Genomic DNA, 15,537 nt, shown 5'->3' with positions numbered 1-15,537 from the left:
AGGTCAGTCCCGCGCTCCGACGATCGGACGCTCCCGCACGGCGCGAGCGCTCCAGCGTCCGTCCGCCTTCTCGACCCGGATGCGGTGCTCGAAGGCGCGGCTCACCGTCTCGGTCGTGATCACGTCGTCGATGCCGCCGACCGCCACCGTCCGGCCGTGCGCGATGAGCAGCGCGTGCGTGGTCGACTCCGGCAGCTCCTCCAGGTGGTGCGTCACCAGCACGGACGCCAGGGCCGGCGCCGAGTGCGCCAGGCCGTCGATCGTCTCGAGCAGTTGCTCGCGCGCCGCCACGTCCAGTCCGGTCGTCGGCTCGTCGAGCAGCAGCAGCCGCGGGTCGGAGATCAGCGCGCGAGCGATCAGCGTCCGTCCGCGCTCGCCCTGCGACAGGGTGGGCCAGCGGGAGTCGCGGCGCTCGTCGAGCCCGACCGCGTGCAGCAGGTCGCGCGCTCGGCGCAGCTCGTCGTCGGCCGGCTCCCAGCGCATCGGCAGCTCCTGCGTTCCGGTGATGCCGGTCAGCACGACCTCGGTGACGGTCAGCGGCGAGCGCACCGGGTGCCGCGGGTTGACGTGGCCGATGTGCCGCCGGAGCTCCTGCAACTCGACCCTGCCGAGCCGGTGGCCCAGCACATCCACCGTGCCGGAGGTCGGGAAGGTGAGGGCGCCGCAGAAGCCCAGGACCGTCGACTTGCCCGCGCCGTTCGGGCCGAGCAGCGCCCAGTGCTCCCCGGCGCGCACGGTGAGGTCGATGCCGTCGAGGATGTGCGTGCCGTCTCGGCGGAAGGTGACATCGTTCAGTTCGAGCACGATGTCGTCGGACTGCCAGCTCACCGATCCACCCTATCGGGGGTCACGATCGGGTCACGTTCGGTCTTCCTTCGCCGTTCCCCTAGGCGACGCACAGGCCCGCTCCCTACGCTCGCCCCCTATGACCACGCAGCCGCTTCGACCCGGACCGCTGGCCCGCCGCCGCATGGCGCGGCTGGCGCAGAGCGACGCGGCCGCCGTCCACGACGGCCCGGCGCCGGCGGCCGAGGGCACGACGCCCACGATCGCGGCCCTGCAGGCGCGCGCAGACGGCTTCGCCCGCCGCGAGGAGCAGCGCTTCTTCCGCGCCATGCGCCGGGAGCTGACCGAGCACCGCATGGTGACCGCCGCCCTGCGCGCCGACCTCGACGCCTACGAGGACCGCCTCGACCGGCTGTCCGAGGCGGACCGCCTGCGCATCGCGGACGGGCCGGGACCGGCGTTCGAGGAGCTGCGGCGGCTGGAGCGGCGCATCCGGCGGGCGCATCGACGCTCCGACGAGCTCAGCGCGCTGATCAACACGCGGTTCACCGCGGCGCAGCTGCGGGCGGCGCGGATGTTCGACCGCTCCGACGAGCTCGCCGCCGTGTACTGGGGCGCGCTCCGCCGCGCCACCGCCGGCCGGGTCGCTCCCCAGCCGCCCGGCCTCCGCCGCGCCGGCTGGCTGACGTCGCGCAGCACGGCCGTCGACGCCCTGCACCCGATCGCACCCCACGAGGCCGACCACAGGAGGACCGATGCCCCGGCGTGAACGACTGAAGGACTACCGCGTCCCCGCCACCGGAGGTCTCCGCCGCCGGCTGCTGTGGCGGCTGCGGCGGATGCGCCATGCCGTCGACGTCGAGACGCTGGAGGTGTTCGAGCACGAGCTCGCCGCCTTCGAGCGCGCGGGCGTCGCCGACCTGGAGCGCCAGCGCACGCGCAATGTCGCCGCCGCCTCGGCGCGGGTGGCCGAAGCGCAGGCCCGGGAGGAGCTGATCCGCCGGGCGCTCGAGCGCGCCGAGGACGACATCCGCCGCGCGGACCTCGACGTGGAGCGGCTGGACGCCAAGCTCGCCGGCCACGACCCCGACTTCCACACCTACGCCTGAGAGGACGCCATGGCTCGCGACATCGTCACCCGCCCGCCCCGTCTGCGCCCGCGCGTCGGGCACATCTCCCCGTTCGCCCACGCGATGGTCTACGTGCTGCTCGTCGCGATGATCGCGGTGGACTACATCCTGCTCACGCAGGCGCTCACCCTGCTGCTGCGCAACGACAGCCAGTACGGCTCCATCGGGCTGCAGATGTACATCATCACGCTCGGCATCTCGCTCGCCGTGGTCACGCTGCCGCACATCGTGGCCATCCTGCTGCGCCGCGTGCAGGCCGGGATCATGTCGCGGCGGTGGATCGCGACCGCGGTCGTCCTGGGGCTGGTCTGGGCCGCCGTGCTCGCCGGGGTCACGATCGCCCGGATCAAGGCGGGCATCGACGCGCAGAGCGCCGGCGGCCTGACCGGGCTGGTCGGCGGCTCGCAGACCGCGGCGCCCGCCGGCTTCTCGTGGACCGCCCCGGACACGATCATGGCGTTCCTGATGCTGGGCGTGCTCGTCACCTCCGGCGCGGTCAGTTTCGTCGTCGCCTGGCTGACCACGCGTCCGCTGCTCACGGCGGCCGAGAAAGCGCACGCACACGCCGCACGCCTGCGCCTGCACCGCGACCGGCTGCTCGGCGAGGCCGTCGCGGCGCAGGAGCGGACCCGCTCGGCGCTGCAGCTCGACGCCCACGACGCCATCCGCTACACCGGCGCGCGGGTCACCTTCCACTCCCGGATGGACGTGGTGCGGGCGCAGCTCGCCACGCGCCTCGCGCAGCGCGAGCGCGACCCGGAGAGCACCAGCCAGATCATCCGCGAGCTGCGGTCGCGCCGCGGCGTCGAGACGCCTGACATCGCCACGCCGCTGCCGCCCGGGGCGACGGCAGCACCGGCGGCCGGTCCCGGGACGGCGACCGGAGGCCTCCAGTGAGCGCGGCGCGGGCGACCCGCGGGCGTCTCCTGGCGGCCGCCGCGGCCGTCGTCGCCGTCTGCGCGTGCCTGACCGCGTGCACGCCCGCGACGGCGTCCGGCGAGGCCTGCGACCAGTCCCACAAGCGCAACCTCGGCGTCGTCGCCGGCAGCACGGCCAACGCGCCGGCCGTCGCCGTCCCGGCCTCCGCATCCACCCAGCTGGAGGAGGCGGGCAAGACCAACGGGAGCGTCACCGTCGTGGTGCCGTCCGGCACCCCGCAGGTGATGGGCACGACCGCGCTGGGCTCCTCCGCGCAGGATGCGATCGTCTGCCAGAACGACCAGCGCACCAAGCTCGCGCAGATCGGCTCGTACATCGCCGGGCTGAAAGCCTCCGCGCCCGAGGTCGACTTCCTCGGGGCCATCGACCAGGCGGCCCGCGACCTCGGCAGCGACCCGATGGGCGTCGTCGTGATCGGCAGCGGACTGCAGACCACCGACCCGCTGAACTTCGCCGGCACCGGCCTGCTCTACGCCGACCCCGCGCAGGTGGTGGCCGATCTCACGGCTCGTGGCCTGCTCCCGAAGGACCTGAAGGGCGTCACCGTGTACTGGTCCGGGATGGGCGACGTCGCGGGCGCGCAGCAGCCGCTCACCGTTCCCGCCCGGAGCAACCTCGAGGCGATCTGGTCGGCCGTGGTGAAGGCCGCGGGCGGCACACTGTCACTGCTGCCCGAACCCGCCTCCGGGAGCGCCGCCGCGGGTCTCCCCGCGGTCACGCCCGTCGCCGTGGAGGCCGTCTCGACGAAGACCGACTGGTCGCATCCGGTCGTCATCCGCAACAGCGACCTGCTGTTCACGAAGGACACGGCCGACTTCTCCGATCCGGCCGCCGCGCAGAAGGTGCTCGCCACGCTGGTGCCGGCCATCGAGCAGAACGGCAAGCCGGTCACCGTGACGGGCACCGCATCCAAGGACCAGGCCACTGACAATACGGCGGACACCGCGCTGTCGCTGCGCCGGGCGGATGCCGTGAAGGCGGCACTGGTGGGACTGGGGGTGCCCGCGTCGCTGCTGCAGACGGCCGGGGTCGGGTTCCAGTGGTGCGGCTGGAAGAGCGAGACGGACGCGAGCGGGAAGTACTCCGACGCGCTCGCGGAGCAGAACCGCACCGTCATCCTGACGTCCGCGGGCGTCGGGCTGTGCGGCTGAGGATCGATCGCCGGTCCCGGGAATCGTGACCCCCGCCTCGCTGTTCCGTCGGACATGACGACCATCGGACTCATCGGATCAGGACACATCGGCTCCCAGCTCGCGCGCCTCGCGGTCGCGCACGGCTACGACGTGGTGCTCAGCAACTCCCGCGGCCCCGAGACCCTGCAGGGCCTCGTCGACGAACTGGGCGAGCGCGCCCGCGCCGCGACCCCGGCGGAGGCCGCGTCCGCCGGCGACATCGTGGTGGTGACGACTCCCCTGGCCGCCGAGGCGACGCTCCCCGTCGCCGAACTCGCCGGGAAGATCGTGATCGACACCAACAACTACTACCCGCAGCGCGACGGGCACATCGCGGAGCTGGATGACGAGTCGACGACCGTCGCCGAGCGCCTGCAGAAGGTGCTGCCGGAGTCGCACGTGGTGAAGGCGTTCAACCACATCGGGGCCCGCGAGCTCACGAGCCAGAACCTTCCGGCCGGCACGCCGGACCGCCGCGCGCTGATCGTCGCGGGCGACGACGCCGGAGCGCGCGAGCGCGTCGCGGCCCTGATCGACGAGTTCGGGTTCGACGCGGTGGACATCGGACCGCTCTCCGAGGGATGGCGTGCGCAGCGCGACACACCGGCCTACGTGCGCCGCTACGACGCCGCGGGCCTGAAGGAGGCCCTCGCCGCGGCCAAGCGCTACCGCGACATGTGATCGCGGGCGGTGGGGCTCAGCCCGCGGTCTTCGCGGTGACGAGCTCCACCGTCGGCGCGGCCGACGGCATCGCGCCGACGGCCTCGGAGGCCGCGCGCGACGAGAGGTAGCTGCCGCTCACGAACGCGATCGCCGCGAAGACGAGTCCGACGACGAGGTCGGCCCACTGGGTGCTGGTGAGGTGCTGGAGGAGCCCTCCCGTCCCGTGGGTCGCATCCGCGGCTCCGGGCGCCAGGAGGAGTCCGAACGCCAGGGTGCACACCGCGGCGGAGAATCCAAGGACGTACCAGGCGACTTCTTTCACATGCCTAGCTAACGCCGGATCAGGATGCGGCTGTAGAGGCTTGCGCTCCGCACTTTCAACGTGCTAGGCAACGCCCATGGAGTGCCCTCTGTACATTTTCATACGGACGCAACAGAATGACGTTACATGAGCCACCCTCATGTGATCCGGACCCCAGACCAGCGGCTCCGGATCTTCGTGTCGTCCACGCTGCAGGAGCTCGCCGCTGAGCGCCGTGCCGCACGGACCGCCATCGAACGGCTGCACCTCGCTCCCGTCATGTTCGAGCTCGGCGCGCGCCCTCATCCGCCCCGTGAGCTGTACCGGGCGTACCTCGAGCAGAGCGACGTCTTCGTGGGCCTCTACTGGGAGCGCTACGGCTGGGTCGCCCCCGAGGAGGAGGTCTCCGGTCTCGAGGACGAGTACAACCTCTGCCCGCCGGAGCTGCCGCGCCTGCTCTACGTCAAGACGCCCGCCGACGGACGCGAACCGAAGCTCTCCGAGCTGCTGGCCCGCATCCGCGACGACGACCGCGCCGCCTACAAGTACTTCGAGACGCCCAAGGAGCTCGCGCAGCTGATCGAGAACGACCTCGCCACGCTGCTCGCCGAACGGTTCGACCAGAGCCGGGCGGTCGTGACGGCGGACGTGGCGAGCGACGCCGACCGTGTGGTGGAGCCGGTCCGCCTGCCGGTGCCGCTGACCGGCCTCGTCGGCCGGGACGACGACATCCGGGCGATCGTCGACCGCTTCTCGACCGGGACGCGGTTCATCACCCTCGCCGGACCCGGCGGCATCGGGAAGAGCCGGCTGGCCATCGCGGCCGCCCGGGCCGCAGCGCAGGACTTCGAGGACGGCGCCGTCTTCGTCGACCTGTCGGCCGTGCACGACCCGCAGCGCGTGCCGAACCGCATCGCCCAGGCGCTGGGCGTGCGCGACACCGGCGACGCGCCCATCCTGGACAACCTGGTCACCGCGCTGCGCGACCGCCGCATCCTCCTGGTGCTCGACAACTTCGAGCAGGTGCTGGACGCCGCGCCGCTGCTCACGGGACTGCTCGCGGCGGCCCCGGGCCTCGCGCTCCTCGTCACCAGCCGCGCACTGCTGCGGGTGAGAGCCGAGCAGAGCTACGAGGTCGGCCCGCTCGCCGAGGACTCCGCGGTGAACCTCTTCGTGGAGCGCGCGCACGCCGTCAAGCCCGACTTCGAGGTCACGCCTGAGAACGCCGAGGCGGTCGCGCGCGTCTGCGCCGCCCTCGACGGGGCGCCGCTCGCGATCGAGCTCGCCGCGGCGCGCGTCCGTGTGCTCTCCCCCGCCGAGCTCCTCGACCGGCTCGACCGGCGGCTCTCCGTGCTCGTCGGCGGCTCACGCGACCTGCCGGAGCGGCAGCAGACCATCCGCCGCACGATCGAATGGAGCACCCAGCTGCTCGCTCCGACGCAGCGCCGGCTGCTGTCACGGCTGGGCGTGTTCGAGGGCGGCTTCACCCTCGAAGCCGCCGAGGCCGTCGGCGAAGACGGGGACGGCCCGGACGTGCTGAGCGACCTCGCGGTGCTGGTCGACTCCAGTCTGGTGTCGCAGCACGACAGCGACGACCGGCCGCGGTTCACCATGCAGGCGATCGTCCGCGAGTACGCCCGGGAGCGGCTGCAGACCGAGGGCGAGCTGCAGGCGGCGCGCGACGCGCACGCGCGGTTCTTCATCGACCTCGGCGCCCGGGCCCGCCTCCCGCTCAAGGCCGGCGGCCAGCGGGAGTGGCTGCAGCGGCTCGGCGACGAACGCGACAACCTGCGAGCGGCCGAGCGCTACCTCCTGGATGCCCGCGACTGGGACCGCGCGGCGCAGCTCGCCTTCAACCTGTTCCTCTACTTCTGGGTCATCGGCCTGCTCGGCGAGGTGCGGACGTGGATGGACGAACCGCTCGAATCGGGCGACGCGCTCCACGATCGCACCCGCGCCATCGCGCTCTACTTCACGCGCACCATCCGCTTCTGGAAGGACCCGGACGGCCGGGTGGCCGCCGACCTGCAGGAGAGCGCGGACCTGTTCCGCCAGTGCGCCGACCGCACGGGCGAAGCCATGGCGATGATCTCGCTCGCCCTCGCCCTGCTGGCTGGCGAGAAACCGGACACTGCCCGCGCTCAGGAGGTGATGGAGCGCAGCCTCGCGCTGTTCCGCGACACCGCCGACGTCTGGGGCGAGTCCATGGCGCTCGTGCTGCTCGGCCGCGTCGCCCTGCTCGAGCAGTCGGTGCGGACGGCGTTCGACCGCTTCGACGAGTCCCTGGCGCTCACCCAGCGCAGCGGCGACGCCGTCGGCGGCCGCATCGCCGCGTACCACCTGGGCTGGGCGCACCTCCTCCTGGGAGCCCCGGAGGACGCGCGGAAGGACTTCATGCTCAGCGTGACGCTCTCCACGTCCCTCGGGCACATCGAGGGGATCGCCTACGGCCTGGAGGGACTGGCGGCGGTCGCGGCCCTGGCGGGCGACGTCGACCGCGCCGGGCGGCTGGCGGGTGCGGCGCACGCGCTGCGGGAGCGATCCGGAACGCACAACGGCCCGACCTTCACGTTCCACCAGCGCTACCTGGACCGGCTCGCGGCGGCGTCTCCGCCCGGGCGCCTGGCCGAGGCCGTCGCCGAGGGCCGGGAGCTCGGCGTCGAGCAGGCGGTGGCGGAGGCGCTGGCCGAGCCCAGCCTCAACTGACGGGCGACGAGCGCATCCCTTAAATGTTGGAACCCCGGCACCAGAACGGTGCCGGGGTTCCGCCAGATCCCGGTGGGCGCACCCGAAACGCCGGCCGGGATGGTCTGTGGTCGGTCAGGCGATGAGCGCCTGGTCCGCGGTCTGGTCGGCCGGGGCCGGGGCGACCCAGGCGCCGTACACGGCGACGCGTGCCGACTCCAGCGAGCCGTAGACGCCGAGCTCGCGACCGGTGCAGTCGGTGGCGACGAAACCGTCGTGGTTGCGGTCCACCATCCCGACGTAGGAGGTCGGCGTCGAGGCCACCCAGAGCGCCGCGGCCGGCGAGTGCCAGGAGACGTACTCCGTGGGGAGATCGATGATGTCGGCGAGCTGCTCGGCCATGGTTCTTCCTTACTTCTCTTCCGTCGCGGTGCGATTCGTTGACCTAGTTAGATGATCGAACTACCGGTCCGGTGAAGCAAGAAATTCGGGGGGCCTTGTTTTCGCTGAGGCCATCCGCTATAAGCGCTGGCCCAGCCTCATCGCTGGCCGGGCGGACGCGTCTCCGACTCCTCCATGACGATCATTCCGGAGGCCCGGCCACCGGTCTGGATCATGGCCTCGATCCAGTCCTTGTTCAGCGTCGGCACCTTCGACCCGGAGAAGAAGATGTGCAGGGGGACGCCGTTGTCCACCCAGATCGTGTGCCGTCCGCTGCCGAGCTCGGCCGGGACCGGCCAGGTGAGGAAGAAGTTCTCACCCCGCCGCAGTTTGGTGCTGATGGCGATCTGCATGTGGAACAGGAGACGGTCGTCCAGTTCGTAGCTTTCGCCGTCATAACGGAGAGTTCCCACGGGTGCCTTTCGTGTGTCGAGAGAGGGCGCGTGAATGCTCCTGCGAGCATATACGTCAGGAATACAGGTGTATCGTGACCGCGCGATAGTGTTCTACGACACACGAACGGAAAGGAAACACCGCATGATCGTTCACCGCCTCACGGTCGACGGAAAGGACTACTTCCTGCCCGATCCGGTGACCGACCTCCGCGGAAAGATCCTGGAGGCGGTGCGAGCGGGCGGTGGCTACGTGACCATCCCTCCTCTGCGCGGCGGCCCCGGCGTCGACGTGCTGTTCTCGCCGGGCATGCCGGTCACCTGGGCGCAGATCGAGGTCGATCCGCCCGCCACGCGCCAGGAGGAGCCGCGGGTCGACATCGACTCGTTCGACGCGCTCTGAACCGCTGAGCCTCGCGGACGCGCACGTTCCCTCGGGACGTGCGCGTTCGTCGTCTCCGGGCCCGTCCACGGGCCTACGGCTTCGGGCGCGTTACCGGGCGAAGCGGTTGCGGTACCAGTCGACCAGCACGTCAGCCGGCTGCGGCTTGGAGATGAGGTAGCCCTGCGCGCGGTCGCATCCGGCCGCGGCGAGCCGGTCGAGCTGCAGCTGCGTCTCGACGCCCTCCCCGACCACGCGGATCCCCCGCCTGTGGGCCTCCGTGATGATCTGCGCGACCTCGTGGACGCGCTCCTCTGACTGCACCAGGCTCTTGTCGAGCTTGAGCTCGCGCGCGTGGAGGGACTCCACCCGGGCGAACGAGGAGTGCCCGGTCCCGAAGTCGTCGACCGAGATGGTCACACCGGCCGCCGCCAGCGCCTCGAGCGGCGCCGCCACCCGTTCCGGATGCGCGATGCTGTGGCTCTCGGTCACCTCCACCGTCAGGGTGGTGGGGTTGCACCGGCCGGTCGCGAACGCGCCCTCGAACATGTCGTAGAGGGACGGGTCCTCCAGCTGGGTCGCCGAGACGTTGACCGCCACCTCGATCGTGCACCCCGGGATGTACTCGGCGGTCACATCGGAGATGATGCGCGCGGTCAGCAGCGGCAGCAGCCCGGTCTTCTGCGCGACGTCGACGAAGACGTCGGGCGCGACGGGTCCGTGCTCGGGATGCGTCCAGCGGGCCAGCGCCTCGACGCCGACCATGGAGCCGTCGGCGACGTCGATCTGCGGTTGGTAGGCAGCGATGACCTGGCGCTGCGCCAGCGCGATCTCGAAATCGCGGGCGAAGTCCTCGAGGGTCCCGTCCACCAACGTCATCTTCTCGATGCTCCACACGCACGAGCGGGTTGTCAACTTTTCGGGGGACCCCTTGCGCTCGGGGCCCTCCTGCCGCTAGCGCGCCCGGCGGCGACGGTGCCGCAGCCCTCCCGCGATGCCCAGGAAGGTCGCCGCCGCCGCCCCCGCGACGCCGGCGACCACCAGGTCCACCGCCATGACGGCGGGTTGGATGGCGCTCCCTGCCGGCGCGATCACCAGCACGATCGCGGCGAGCGCGATCGCGGCGGCGAACGCCCCGGCGGATGACAGTCCCTGCATGGCCGTTCCCCTCGTCGACCTGACCTACGGCTGGAGCATAGCCGTCGGCCGCCGCGCCCGGCAGGCAGCACCCGCCGTGTTCACCCGATCGTCACCTGCCCGCACTCCGCCTCGGGGCGGGATGCGGTCATGCGGCCTCGGGCGGGAACGAGACGGGGTAGGGCTGGTCCGCATCGGCGGAGCGGCTGACCGGCGCCCAGGCGAGGTCGGAGGCGAGGAGGCGGCGGTCCTGGGCGATGCTGAACTCCGCCGCCGTGGCGCCGAGCGGGAGGTTGGTCGGCAGGTCGCGCCGGCCGGCGATGCCGACGAGGATCTCGGCCGCGCGCACGGGATCGCCGGCCGGACCGGCGTCGCTCTGCCGTACCCGCCGGTTCATCGCGCCCACCGTCTCCTGGTACTGCTCGGGGACGTCGTGCACCTCCATCGACGAGCCGGCCCAGTCGGTGCGGAACCCGCTCGGCTCGACGACCAGCACGCGCACGCCGAAGGGCGCCGTCTCCGCGCGCAGCACGCGGCTGAAGCCGTCGATGGCGAACTTCGCCGCCTGGTACGACGCGATCCCCGGGGAGCCGCCGACGCGTCCACCCACCGAGGAGAACTGGATCACGAGCCCGCCGCCCTGCTCGCGCAGGATCGGGATCGCCGCTTTGCTGACGTTGTAGACGCCCCAGAAGTTGGTCTCGAACTGGCGGCGGAAGTCGGCGTCGTCGGTCGTCTCGATCGGCGACACGTTGGCGTAGCCGGCGTTGTTGACGATGACGTCGAGGCGGCCGAATCGCTCGTGCGCCTCGGCGAGCGCGTCGGCGGCGCGCGCCGCGTCCGTCACGTCGAGTGCGAGCGGGAGGATGCGGTCGCCGTACTCGGCGACGAGGTCGTCGAGCTGCTCGGGGCGCCGGGCAGTCGCGGCGACCCGGTCGCCCGCCTGCAGCGCGGCGACGACGAGAGCGCGGCCGAAGCCGCGGGAGGATCCGGTGACGAACCACGTCAGCGGTGCCCGGTCGGTGGTGAGTGTCTGTTCCATGCCGTTAGTGAAACACCGTTTCTTTACCTAATGCAACCGCGTTGCGATATGGTGGTCGCATGACTTCGTCCGAGACGTTCCAGCGCGCCCGCAGCCGAGAGGCAAAGGCGGTCCGCGAGCAGGCCATCCTGGACGCGGCGCGCGCGCTAGCGGCCGAGCGCGGCATCCGCACGGTCACGCTGACCGAGATCGCCGACGCGGTGGGGATGCACAAGTCGGCCATGCTGCGCTACTTCGAGACCCGCGAGGAAATCTTCCTGCGCCTGACCGCCGAGGCCTGGGGCGAGTGGACGCCCGCGCTGATCGAACGGCTTGCCGCCGCATCCACCCCCGCGGAGGTCGCAGCGGCCTTCTCGACGACGCTCGCCGAGCGCGGGCCGTTCTGCGACCTGCTGGCGCAGGCCCCGCTCAACCTGGAGCGGAACGTCTCGGTCGAGGCGGTGCGCGCCTACAAGCTGACCAGCGGCGAGAGCCTCGCCCGCATCGCGGAGGCGGTCCGGTCCGCTCTCCCCGCGCTGCCGGAATCCGCGGCGCGAGACCTCGTGGCCGCGGCGACCTCGCTCGCCGGCACGTTCTGGCAGATCTCCACGCCGCCGCCCGAGATCGCCGCGCTGTACCGGTCGGACCCGCGGCTCGGGCACGCGCTCATCGACCTCGAGCCGCGGCTGCGCCGCATCCTCAGCGCGTACCTGGTCGGGGCGCTGGAGAGCGCCTGACTGCGTCGTGAGGCGGCCCCGTCGCGGGCTGGCAGCGCACCACTCGCGGCGTACGGTGTCGGCGTGACCGACCTCTCCCCCGGCTCCACCTCGACCACCAGCACCGCCGCCCACCCCGGACGCGGCCCCGCCTTCGCGGTGTGCATCGCGGTGGGGGCGCTCACGATCCTCGATCTCTCCGGCGTCAACGTCGCGCTGCCGTCCATCCAACGGTCGCTGCACGCCGACTCGACCCAGCTGCAGCTGATCGTCGCCGGCTACGCGCTCGCCTTCGGCCTCACGCTCATCCCCTCCGGACGGCTGGGCGACACGCGGTCGCGCCGGGCGATGTTCGTGATCGGGCTGATCGGCTTCAGCGCGGCCAGCGCCCTCTGCGCGCTCGCGCCGGGCATCGTCTGGCTGACGGTGACGCGCTTCGTGCAGGGCGCGGCGGCCGGCGTGCAGATGCCGCAGGTGCTCGGGATGATCCAGCAGCTCTACCGAGGAGAGGAGCGCGGCCGCGCGTTCGGCGTGTTCGGGGCGATGGTCGGCATCGCGACGGCGATCGGGCCGACACTCGCCGGCTCCCTGATCGCTCTCGGCGGAGCGACCGAGGGATGGCGACTGCTGTTCTGGTTCAACGTCCCGTGCGGCGCCGTGGCGCTGTTCTTCGCACTCCGGTACCTGCCGCGCGACCAGGAGCGGAGCCGCGAGGGCACGCAGCTCGACCCGGTCGGCCTCGCGCTCCTCGCCGTGGCGATCCTGGGGCTGATGCTGCCGTTCCTGATGACGACGGGCTCGTCGACGGACGACCCGCTGCGCTGGCTCTGGCTCATCGCGTTCGTCGTCGCGGGCGGCGCCTTCCTGCTCTGGGAGCGGGCCTACCGCCGCCGCGGACTCTCGCCGATCGTGCACCTCGAGCTGTTCCGGACGGCGTCGTACCGCAACGGCATCCTGATCGCGGCGGTGTACTTCGCCGGGCTCCCGGCGAGCTTCCTCGTCACCACGCTCTTCCTGCAGGAGGGACTGCACGCGCAGCCGCTCACCGCAGGCCTCGTCAGCGTTCCGTTCGCCCTCGGCGCCGCGCTCTCCGCCTTCGTGGGCGGCCGCCTGGTGCAGCGCTTCGGCCGCGGCCTGGTCGTGACGGGACTGGTCGTGGTCATCGTGGGGATCGCCGCGCTGCTCGCGTCCGCGACGCTGGCCCCTCCGCCGTCCGCCGTCTGGTTCATGGCCGGCTCGACGCTCATCGGCGGCCTCGGGGGCGGGCTCGTGATCTCGCCCAACCAGACGCTCACGCTCTCCGAGATCCCGCCCGAGGAGGGAAGCGCCGCGGGCTCCATCGCCCAGCTGGGCCAGCGCATCGGGACGGCGGTCGGCGTGGCGCTCGTCACGGCGGTGTTCTTCGCCACGGTGCCGGGCGGGGGCTCGCATCCCGTCTCCGAGTACCACGCCGCCGTGCGCTCCGGGTACCTCGTCACGCTGGCACTGCTCGCAGTGGCGCTGGTCGTCGGGCTGGTCGACCTGCGCGAGCGGCGGAGGGCGGGCAAGCGCGGGGTGTGACGGGCGGACGGCGCGGGCGGAATGTGCGTCCGGGCGGTCCGGGCGGGATGTGCTTCCGGGCGGTCCGGCTAGTCCGCCTGCTCCACCGGGTCGACCGGATTCGAACGACCGACGATGAGCGGGTCGACGGGCGTGAAGGGGAACCGGGGCAACTGCGCCTCCGGCACCCCGAAGGACGCCGACAGCACCTCGCGGGAGAACGCCGAGGCGGTCGCCCGATAGCCGATGTCACCGGGCGTCGGCTGGTCGAAGAAGATCAGGAAGTGGATGCCCTCCTCGCCGAGGGACTCGATGTGGTGCGGATATGCGCGCGGGATGAAGTAGGCATCCCCCGGTTCGAGCTCGTACGTGTCGATGGTGCCGTCGGGATCGAGGACCGTCATCCGGGCGTGTCCGCTCTGCACGTAGCCGAGCTCCGCCGTGACGGGATGCCAGTGCGGCTCACGCATGCCGGTGCCGCCGATCTCGAGCGAGTACATCGAGAGGTCGTCGAGCGCCGCCCAGAACTGCTTACGGGCCAGCCGGGCGCTGCCGTAGGCGTAGGACAGCGGCGGGATCTGCCCGGCGACATCGAAGAGGTGCGCGTTCGGGAGCCCGGCGGTGTCCGGGATGCGCGCCGGCCCCTCCCGCCGGACGATCTGCTGGGCGTCGTGCCGGTCGAACGGCCGGAACGCGGACGCCGGAAGGTCGTAGGTGTTGCCGAGCACCGCATCCGTCATCGCGTTCACGCTGTTCTGCAGCGAGAAGTGCGCCGGGCGCGCGCTGCGCAACGAGGCGATGACCTCGGCGGTCTCCTCGCCGACGTTCTCGATGTGGTAGATCGCCCCGGAGGCGACGTGATACATCTGCCCGGCCTGCACGACGAAGCTCGCGAACTCGTCCGCGGTGGCCAGCATGGAGACGAGGACGGTGCCGCGCACGACGTAGGCGATCTGGTTGGCGTTCACGTTCCACTGCGGCTCGCGCACTGCTCCCGGTTCCAGCACGATGCGCTTCAGCGACATCCTCCTCAGGATCGGGAAGTCGTCACGGGTGAGCTGCGAGATGCGCCCGCCATCGTTCTGGAAGGTGTCCGGCGAATCGATCAGTGAGGCGACGTGCGGCGAGCTGGAGGTCATGTCTTCCCTTCGGTGAGCGCTGACGCACGCAACGCTAGGGCCGCCCGGCGTGCGCGATCAACGCTTGTCCTGGGGGCTTCGAGCGGCGATGCTGGACTGTTGCCGTGCTGCGGGACTGCTGCCTCACCGGCTTACTGCGGGTGGCTCACTGCGGGTGGCTTACTGCCGGGTGGCTTACTGCGGGTAGGGCGTCTCGCCGCGCTCGAGCATCGCGACCAGCTTCGCCAGACGGTTGCCGCGGCTGGTGGCGCTCGGGGCGGTGATGATGCGGTGCAGCACGGCGTACCGGTTCTGGGCGTTCAGGCGCTCGAAGGTCGCTGCCGCCGCCGGGGATGCGGCGAGGGCTGCGGCCAGATCCTCGGGCGTCTCGGCGGAGGCGGAACCCGCGTAGGCGCGCTCCCACCGCCCGTCGGCCTGGGCGCGCTCGATCTCGGCGTGGCCGGCCGGCCGCATCCGCCCCTCGGCGATCAGCGCCTCGACTAGGCCGATGTTGCGCTGCGACCACAGCGACGTCTTGCGCCTCGGGGTGTACCGCTGCACGAAGGTCGCCTCGTCCCGCGACCGGCGCTGGCCGTCGATCCATCCGCTGCAGAGGGCCTCCACGACCGCCTGGTCGTAGCTCAGGCTCGTCGGGTCGGTCGTCCCCTTCTTGGCGAGGATCAGCCAGACGCCGTCCGACGTCGACTCGTGCTCATCGAGCCACGCACGCCAGGCCGCCTGGTCGGCGACGACCAGCGGTTCGGGATCGGGACGGGTGTCGTCGGCCATGACCCGATCGTAGGGGCGACCGCCGACGGTGGATGCGGGGGCGGGATGCGCGGTTGCACGATCGTCGGAGAACGGGTCCGGAATCTCCGACACAGGGCTCTGTCGCGGGAGATCCGGGCGGGAAGGGGCTGCATCTCCGACGGACGGTGACGGATCTCCGACGATCGGTCATCACTGCCCGACGCAGGCACCCACCGCGACGCCGACGACCATCGTCGGAGAACAGGTCCGGAATCTCCGACGCAAGGCTCTGCGGAGGGAGATCCGCGCCGAAAGCGGCTAGATCTCCGACGGACGGTCACAGATCTCCAACGATTGGTCACCAG

18 protein-coding genes are annotated in these 15,537 nt (G+C 71.8%); 9 read left to right on the top strand and 9 right to left on the bottom strand.

The features are described from left to right. Nucleotides 1–3: 3 nt before the first annotated feature. Nucleotides 4–828, bottom strand: coding sequence for an ABC transporter ATP-binding protein (locus J2W45_RS00695; RefSeq protein WP_310128134.1), 825 nt, complete (start codon nucleotides 826–828; stop codon nucleotides 4–6). A 97-nt stretch (nucleotides 829–925) separates the two neighbouring features. Between J2W45_RS00695 and J2W45_RS00690 the strand changes: the two genes are divergently transcribed. The 5 genes from J2W45_RS00690 to J2W45_RS00670 are packed head-to-tail and all read left to right on the top strand — an operon-like array spanning nucleotide 926 to nucleotide 4,708. Continuing rightward, complete coding sequence (locus J2W45_RS00690; RefSeq protein ID WP_310128132.1) at nucleotides 926–1,555, top strand: hypothetical protein; 630 nt, start codon at nucleotides 926–928, stop codon at nucleotides 1,553–1,555. Next, entirely contained in the window at nucleotides 1,542–1,895 is a 354-nt protein-coding gene (locus J2W45_RS00685) for a hypothetical protein (protein ID WP_310128131.1), read from the top strand. Before J2W45_RS00690 ends, J2W45_RS00685 begins: the two co-directional genes overlap by 14 nt. A 9-nt stretch (nucleotides 1,896–1,904) precedes the next feature. Beyond that, nucleotides 1,905–2,813: a hypothetical protein gene (locus tag J2W45_RS00680; RefSeq protein WP_310128130.1), complete on the top strand. Its 909-nt coding sequence runs from the start codon at nucleotides 1,905–1,907 to the stop codon at nucleotides 2,811–2,813. After that, on the top strand, nucleotides 2,810–4,006 hold the full coding sequence (locus J2W45_RS00675; RefSeq protein ID WP_310128128.1) for an OmpA family protein: 1,197 nt from the start codon (nucleotides 2,810–2,812) through the stop codon (nucleotides 4,004–4,006). The genes J2W45_RS00680 and J2W45_RS00675 overlap by 4 nt, the downstream gene beginning before the upstream one ends. Before the next feature lie 54 nt (nucleotides 4,007–4,060). Continuing rightward, nucleotides 4,061–4,708, top strand: a complete 648-nt coding sequence (locus tag J2W45_RS00670) for an NADPH-dependent F420 reductase (protein ID WP_310128127.1) — start codon at nucleotides 4,061–4,063, stop codon at nucleotides 4,706–4,708. A gap of 16 nt (nucleotides 4,709–4,724) precedes the next feature. Here the strand turns inward: J2W45_RS00670 and J2W45_RS00665 are convergent, their stop codons facing one another. After that, a complete protein-coding gene (locus J2W45_RS00665; RefSeq protein WP_310128125.1) occupies nucleotides 4,725–5,012 on the bottom strand; it encodes a hypothetical protein in 288 nt (95 codons plus the stop codon). A gap of 126 nt (nucleotides 5,013–5,138) precedes the next feature. Between J2W45_RS00665 and J2W45_RS00660 the strand changes: the two genes are divergently transcribed. Further along, nucleotides 5,139–7,697 carry a DUF4062 domain-containing protein gene (locus J2W45_RS00660; RefSeq protein ID WP_310128123.1) on the top strand — a complete coding sequence of 853 codons (2,559 nt, stop codon included), beginning with the start codon at nucleotides 5,139–5,141 and terminating at the stop codon, nucleotides 7,695–7,697. Nucleotides 7,698–7,811: 114 nt separating this feature from the next. Here J2W45_RS00660 and J2W45_RS00655 read toward each other — a convergent pair whose 3' ends face one another. Next, nucleotides 7,812–8,078, bottom strand: coding sequence for a hypothetical protein (locus J2W45_RS00655; protein ID WP_310128121.1), 267 nt, complete (start codon nucleotides 8,076–8,078; stop codon nucleotides 7,812–7,814). 137 nt (nucleotides 8,079–8,215) lie between these two features. After that, nucleotides 8,216–8,530 carry a DUF7882 family protein gene (locus J2W45_RS00650; protein WP_310128120.1) on the bottom strand — a complete coding sequence of 105 codons (315 nt, stop codon included), beginning with the start codon at nucleotides 8,528–8,530 and terminating at the stop codon, nucleotides 8,216–8,218. A 124-nt stretch (nucleotides 8,531–8,654) separates the two neighbouring features. Between J2W45_RS00650 and J2W45_RS00645 the strand changes: the two genes are divergently transcribed. Continuing rightward, nucleotides 8,655–8,912, top strand: a complete 258-nt coding sequence (locus tag J2W45_RS00645; RefSeq protein ID WP_310128119.1) for a hypothetical protein — start codon at nucleotides 8,655–8,657, stop codon at nucleotides 8,910–8,912. 90 nt (nucleotides 8,913–9,002) lie between these two features. On the opposite strand, the gene J2W45_RS00640 is transcribed toward J2W45_RS00645, so the two are convergent. The 3 genes from J2W45_RS00640 to J2W45_RS00630 all read right to left on the bottom strand — a co-directional run bounded on the left by J2W45_RS00640 (nucleotide 9,003) and on the right by J2W45_RS00630 (nucleotide 11,070). Next, on the bottom strand, nucleotides 9,003–9,770 hold the full coding sequence (locus J2W45_RS00640; protein WP_310128117.1) for an EAL domain-containing protein: 768 nt from the start codon (nucleotides 9,768–9,770) through the stop codon (nucleotides 9,003–9,005). A gap of 75 nt (nucleotides 9,771–9,845) precedes the next feature. Continuing rightward, entirely contained in the window at nucleotides 9,846–10,049 is a 204-nt protein-coding gene (locus J2W45_RS00635; RefSeq protein WP_310128116.1) for a hypothetical protein, read from the bottom strand. Nucleotides 10,050–10,176: 127 nt separating this feature from the next. Further along, nucleotides 10,177–11,070, bottom strand: coding sequence for an SDR family NAD(P)-dependent oxidoreductase (locus J2W45_RS00630; protein ID WP_310128114.1), 894 nt, complete (start codon nucleotides 11,068–11,070; stop codon nucleotides 10,177–10,179). Between the two features lie 59 nt (nucleotides 11,071–11,129). On the opposite strand from J2W45_RS00630, the gene J2W45_RS00625 reads away from it, so the two are divergent. Together J2W45_RS00625 and J2W45_RS00620 are read left to right on the top strand one after the other, a co-directional pair. Further along, a complete protein-coding gene (locus J2W45_RS00625; RefSeq protein ID WP_310128112.1) occupies nucleotides 11,130–11,786 on the top strand; it encodes a TetR/AcrR family transcriptional regulator in 657 nt (218 codons plus the stop codon). 63 nt (nucleotides 11,787–11,849) lie between these two features. After that, complete coding sequence (locus J2W45_RS00620) at nucleotides 11,850–13,325, top strand: MFS transporter (protein WP_310128110.1); 1,476 nt, start codon at nucleotides 11,850–11,852, stop codon at nucleotides 13,323–13,325. 68 nt (nucleotides 13,326–13,393) lie between these two features. On the opposite strand, the gene J2W45_RS00615 is transcribed toward J2W45_RS00620, so the two are convergent. Both J2W45_RS00615 and J2W45_RS00610 read right to left on the bottom strand, forming a co-directional pair. Next, complete coding sequence (locus tag J2W45_RS00615; protein WP_310128108.1) at nucleotides 13,394–14,443, bottom strand: cupin domain-containing protein; 1,050 nt, start codon at nucleotides 14,441–14,443, stop codon at nucleotides 13,394–13,396. A gap of 174 nt (nucleotides 14,444–14,617) precedes the next feature. Then, nucleotides 14,618–15,211, bottom strand: coding sequence for a YdeI/OmpD-associated family protein (locus tag J2W45_RS00610; RefSeq protein WP_310128107.1), 594 nt, complete (start codon nucleotides 15,209–15,211; stop codon nucleotides 14,618–14,620). Between the last annotated feature and the right edge of the window lie 326 nt (nucleotides 15,212–15,537).

Origin of the sequence: Leifsonia shinshuensis (assembly GCF_031456835.1) — a bacterium.
GTDB classification, from domain to species: domain Bacteria; phylum Actinomycetota; class Actinomycetes; order Actinomycetales; family Microbacteriaceae; genus Leifsonia; species Leifsonia shinshuensis_C.
The sequence above is the reverse complement of the archived record's forward strand: the minus strand, read 5'-3'. Positions and strand labels throughout refer to the sequence as shown.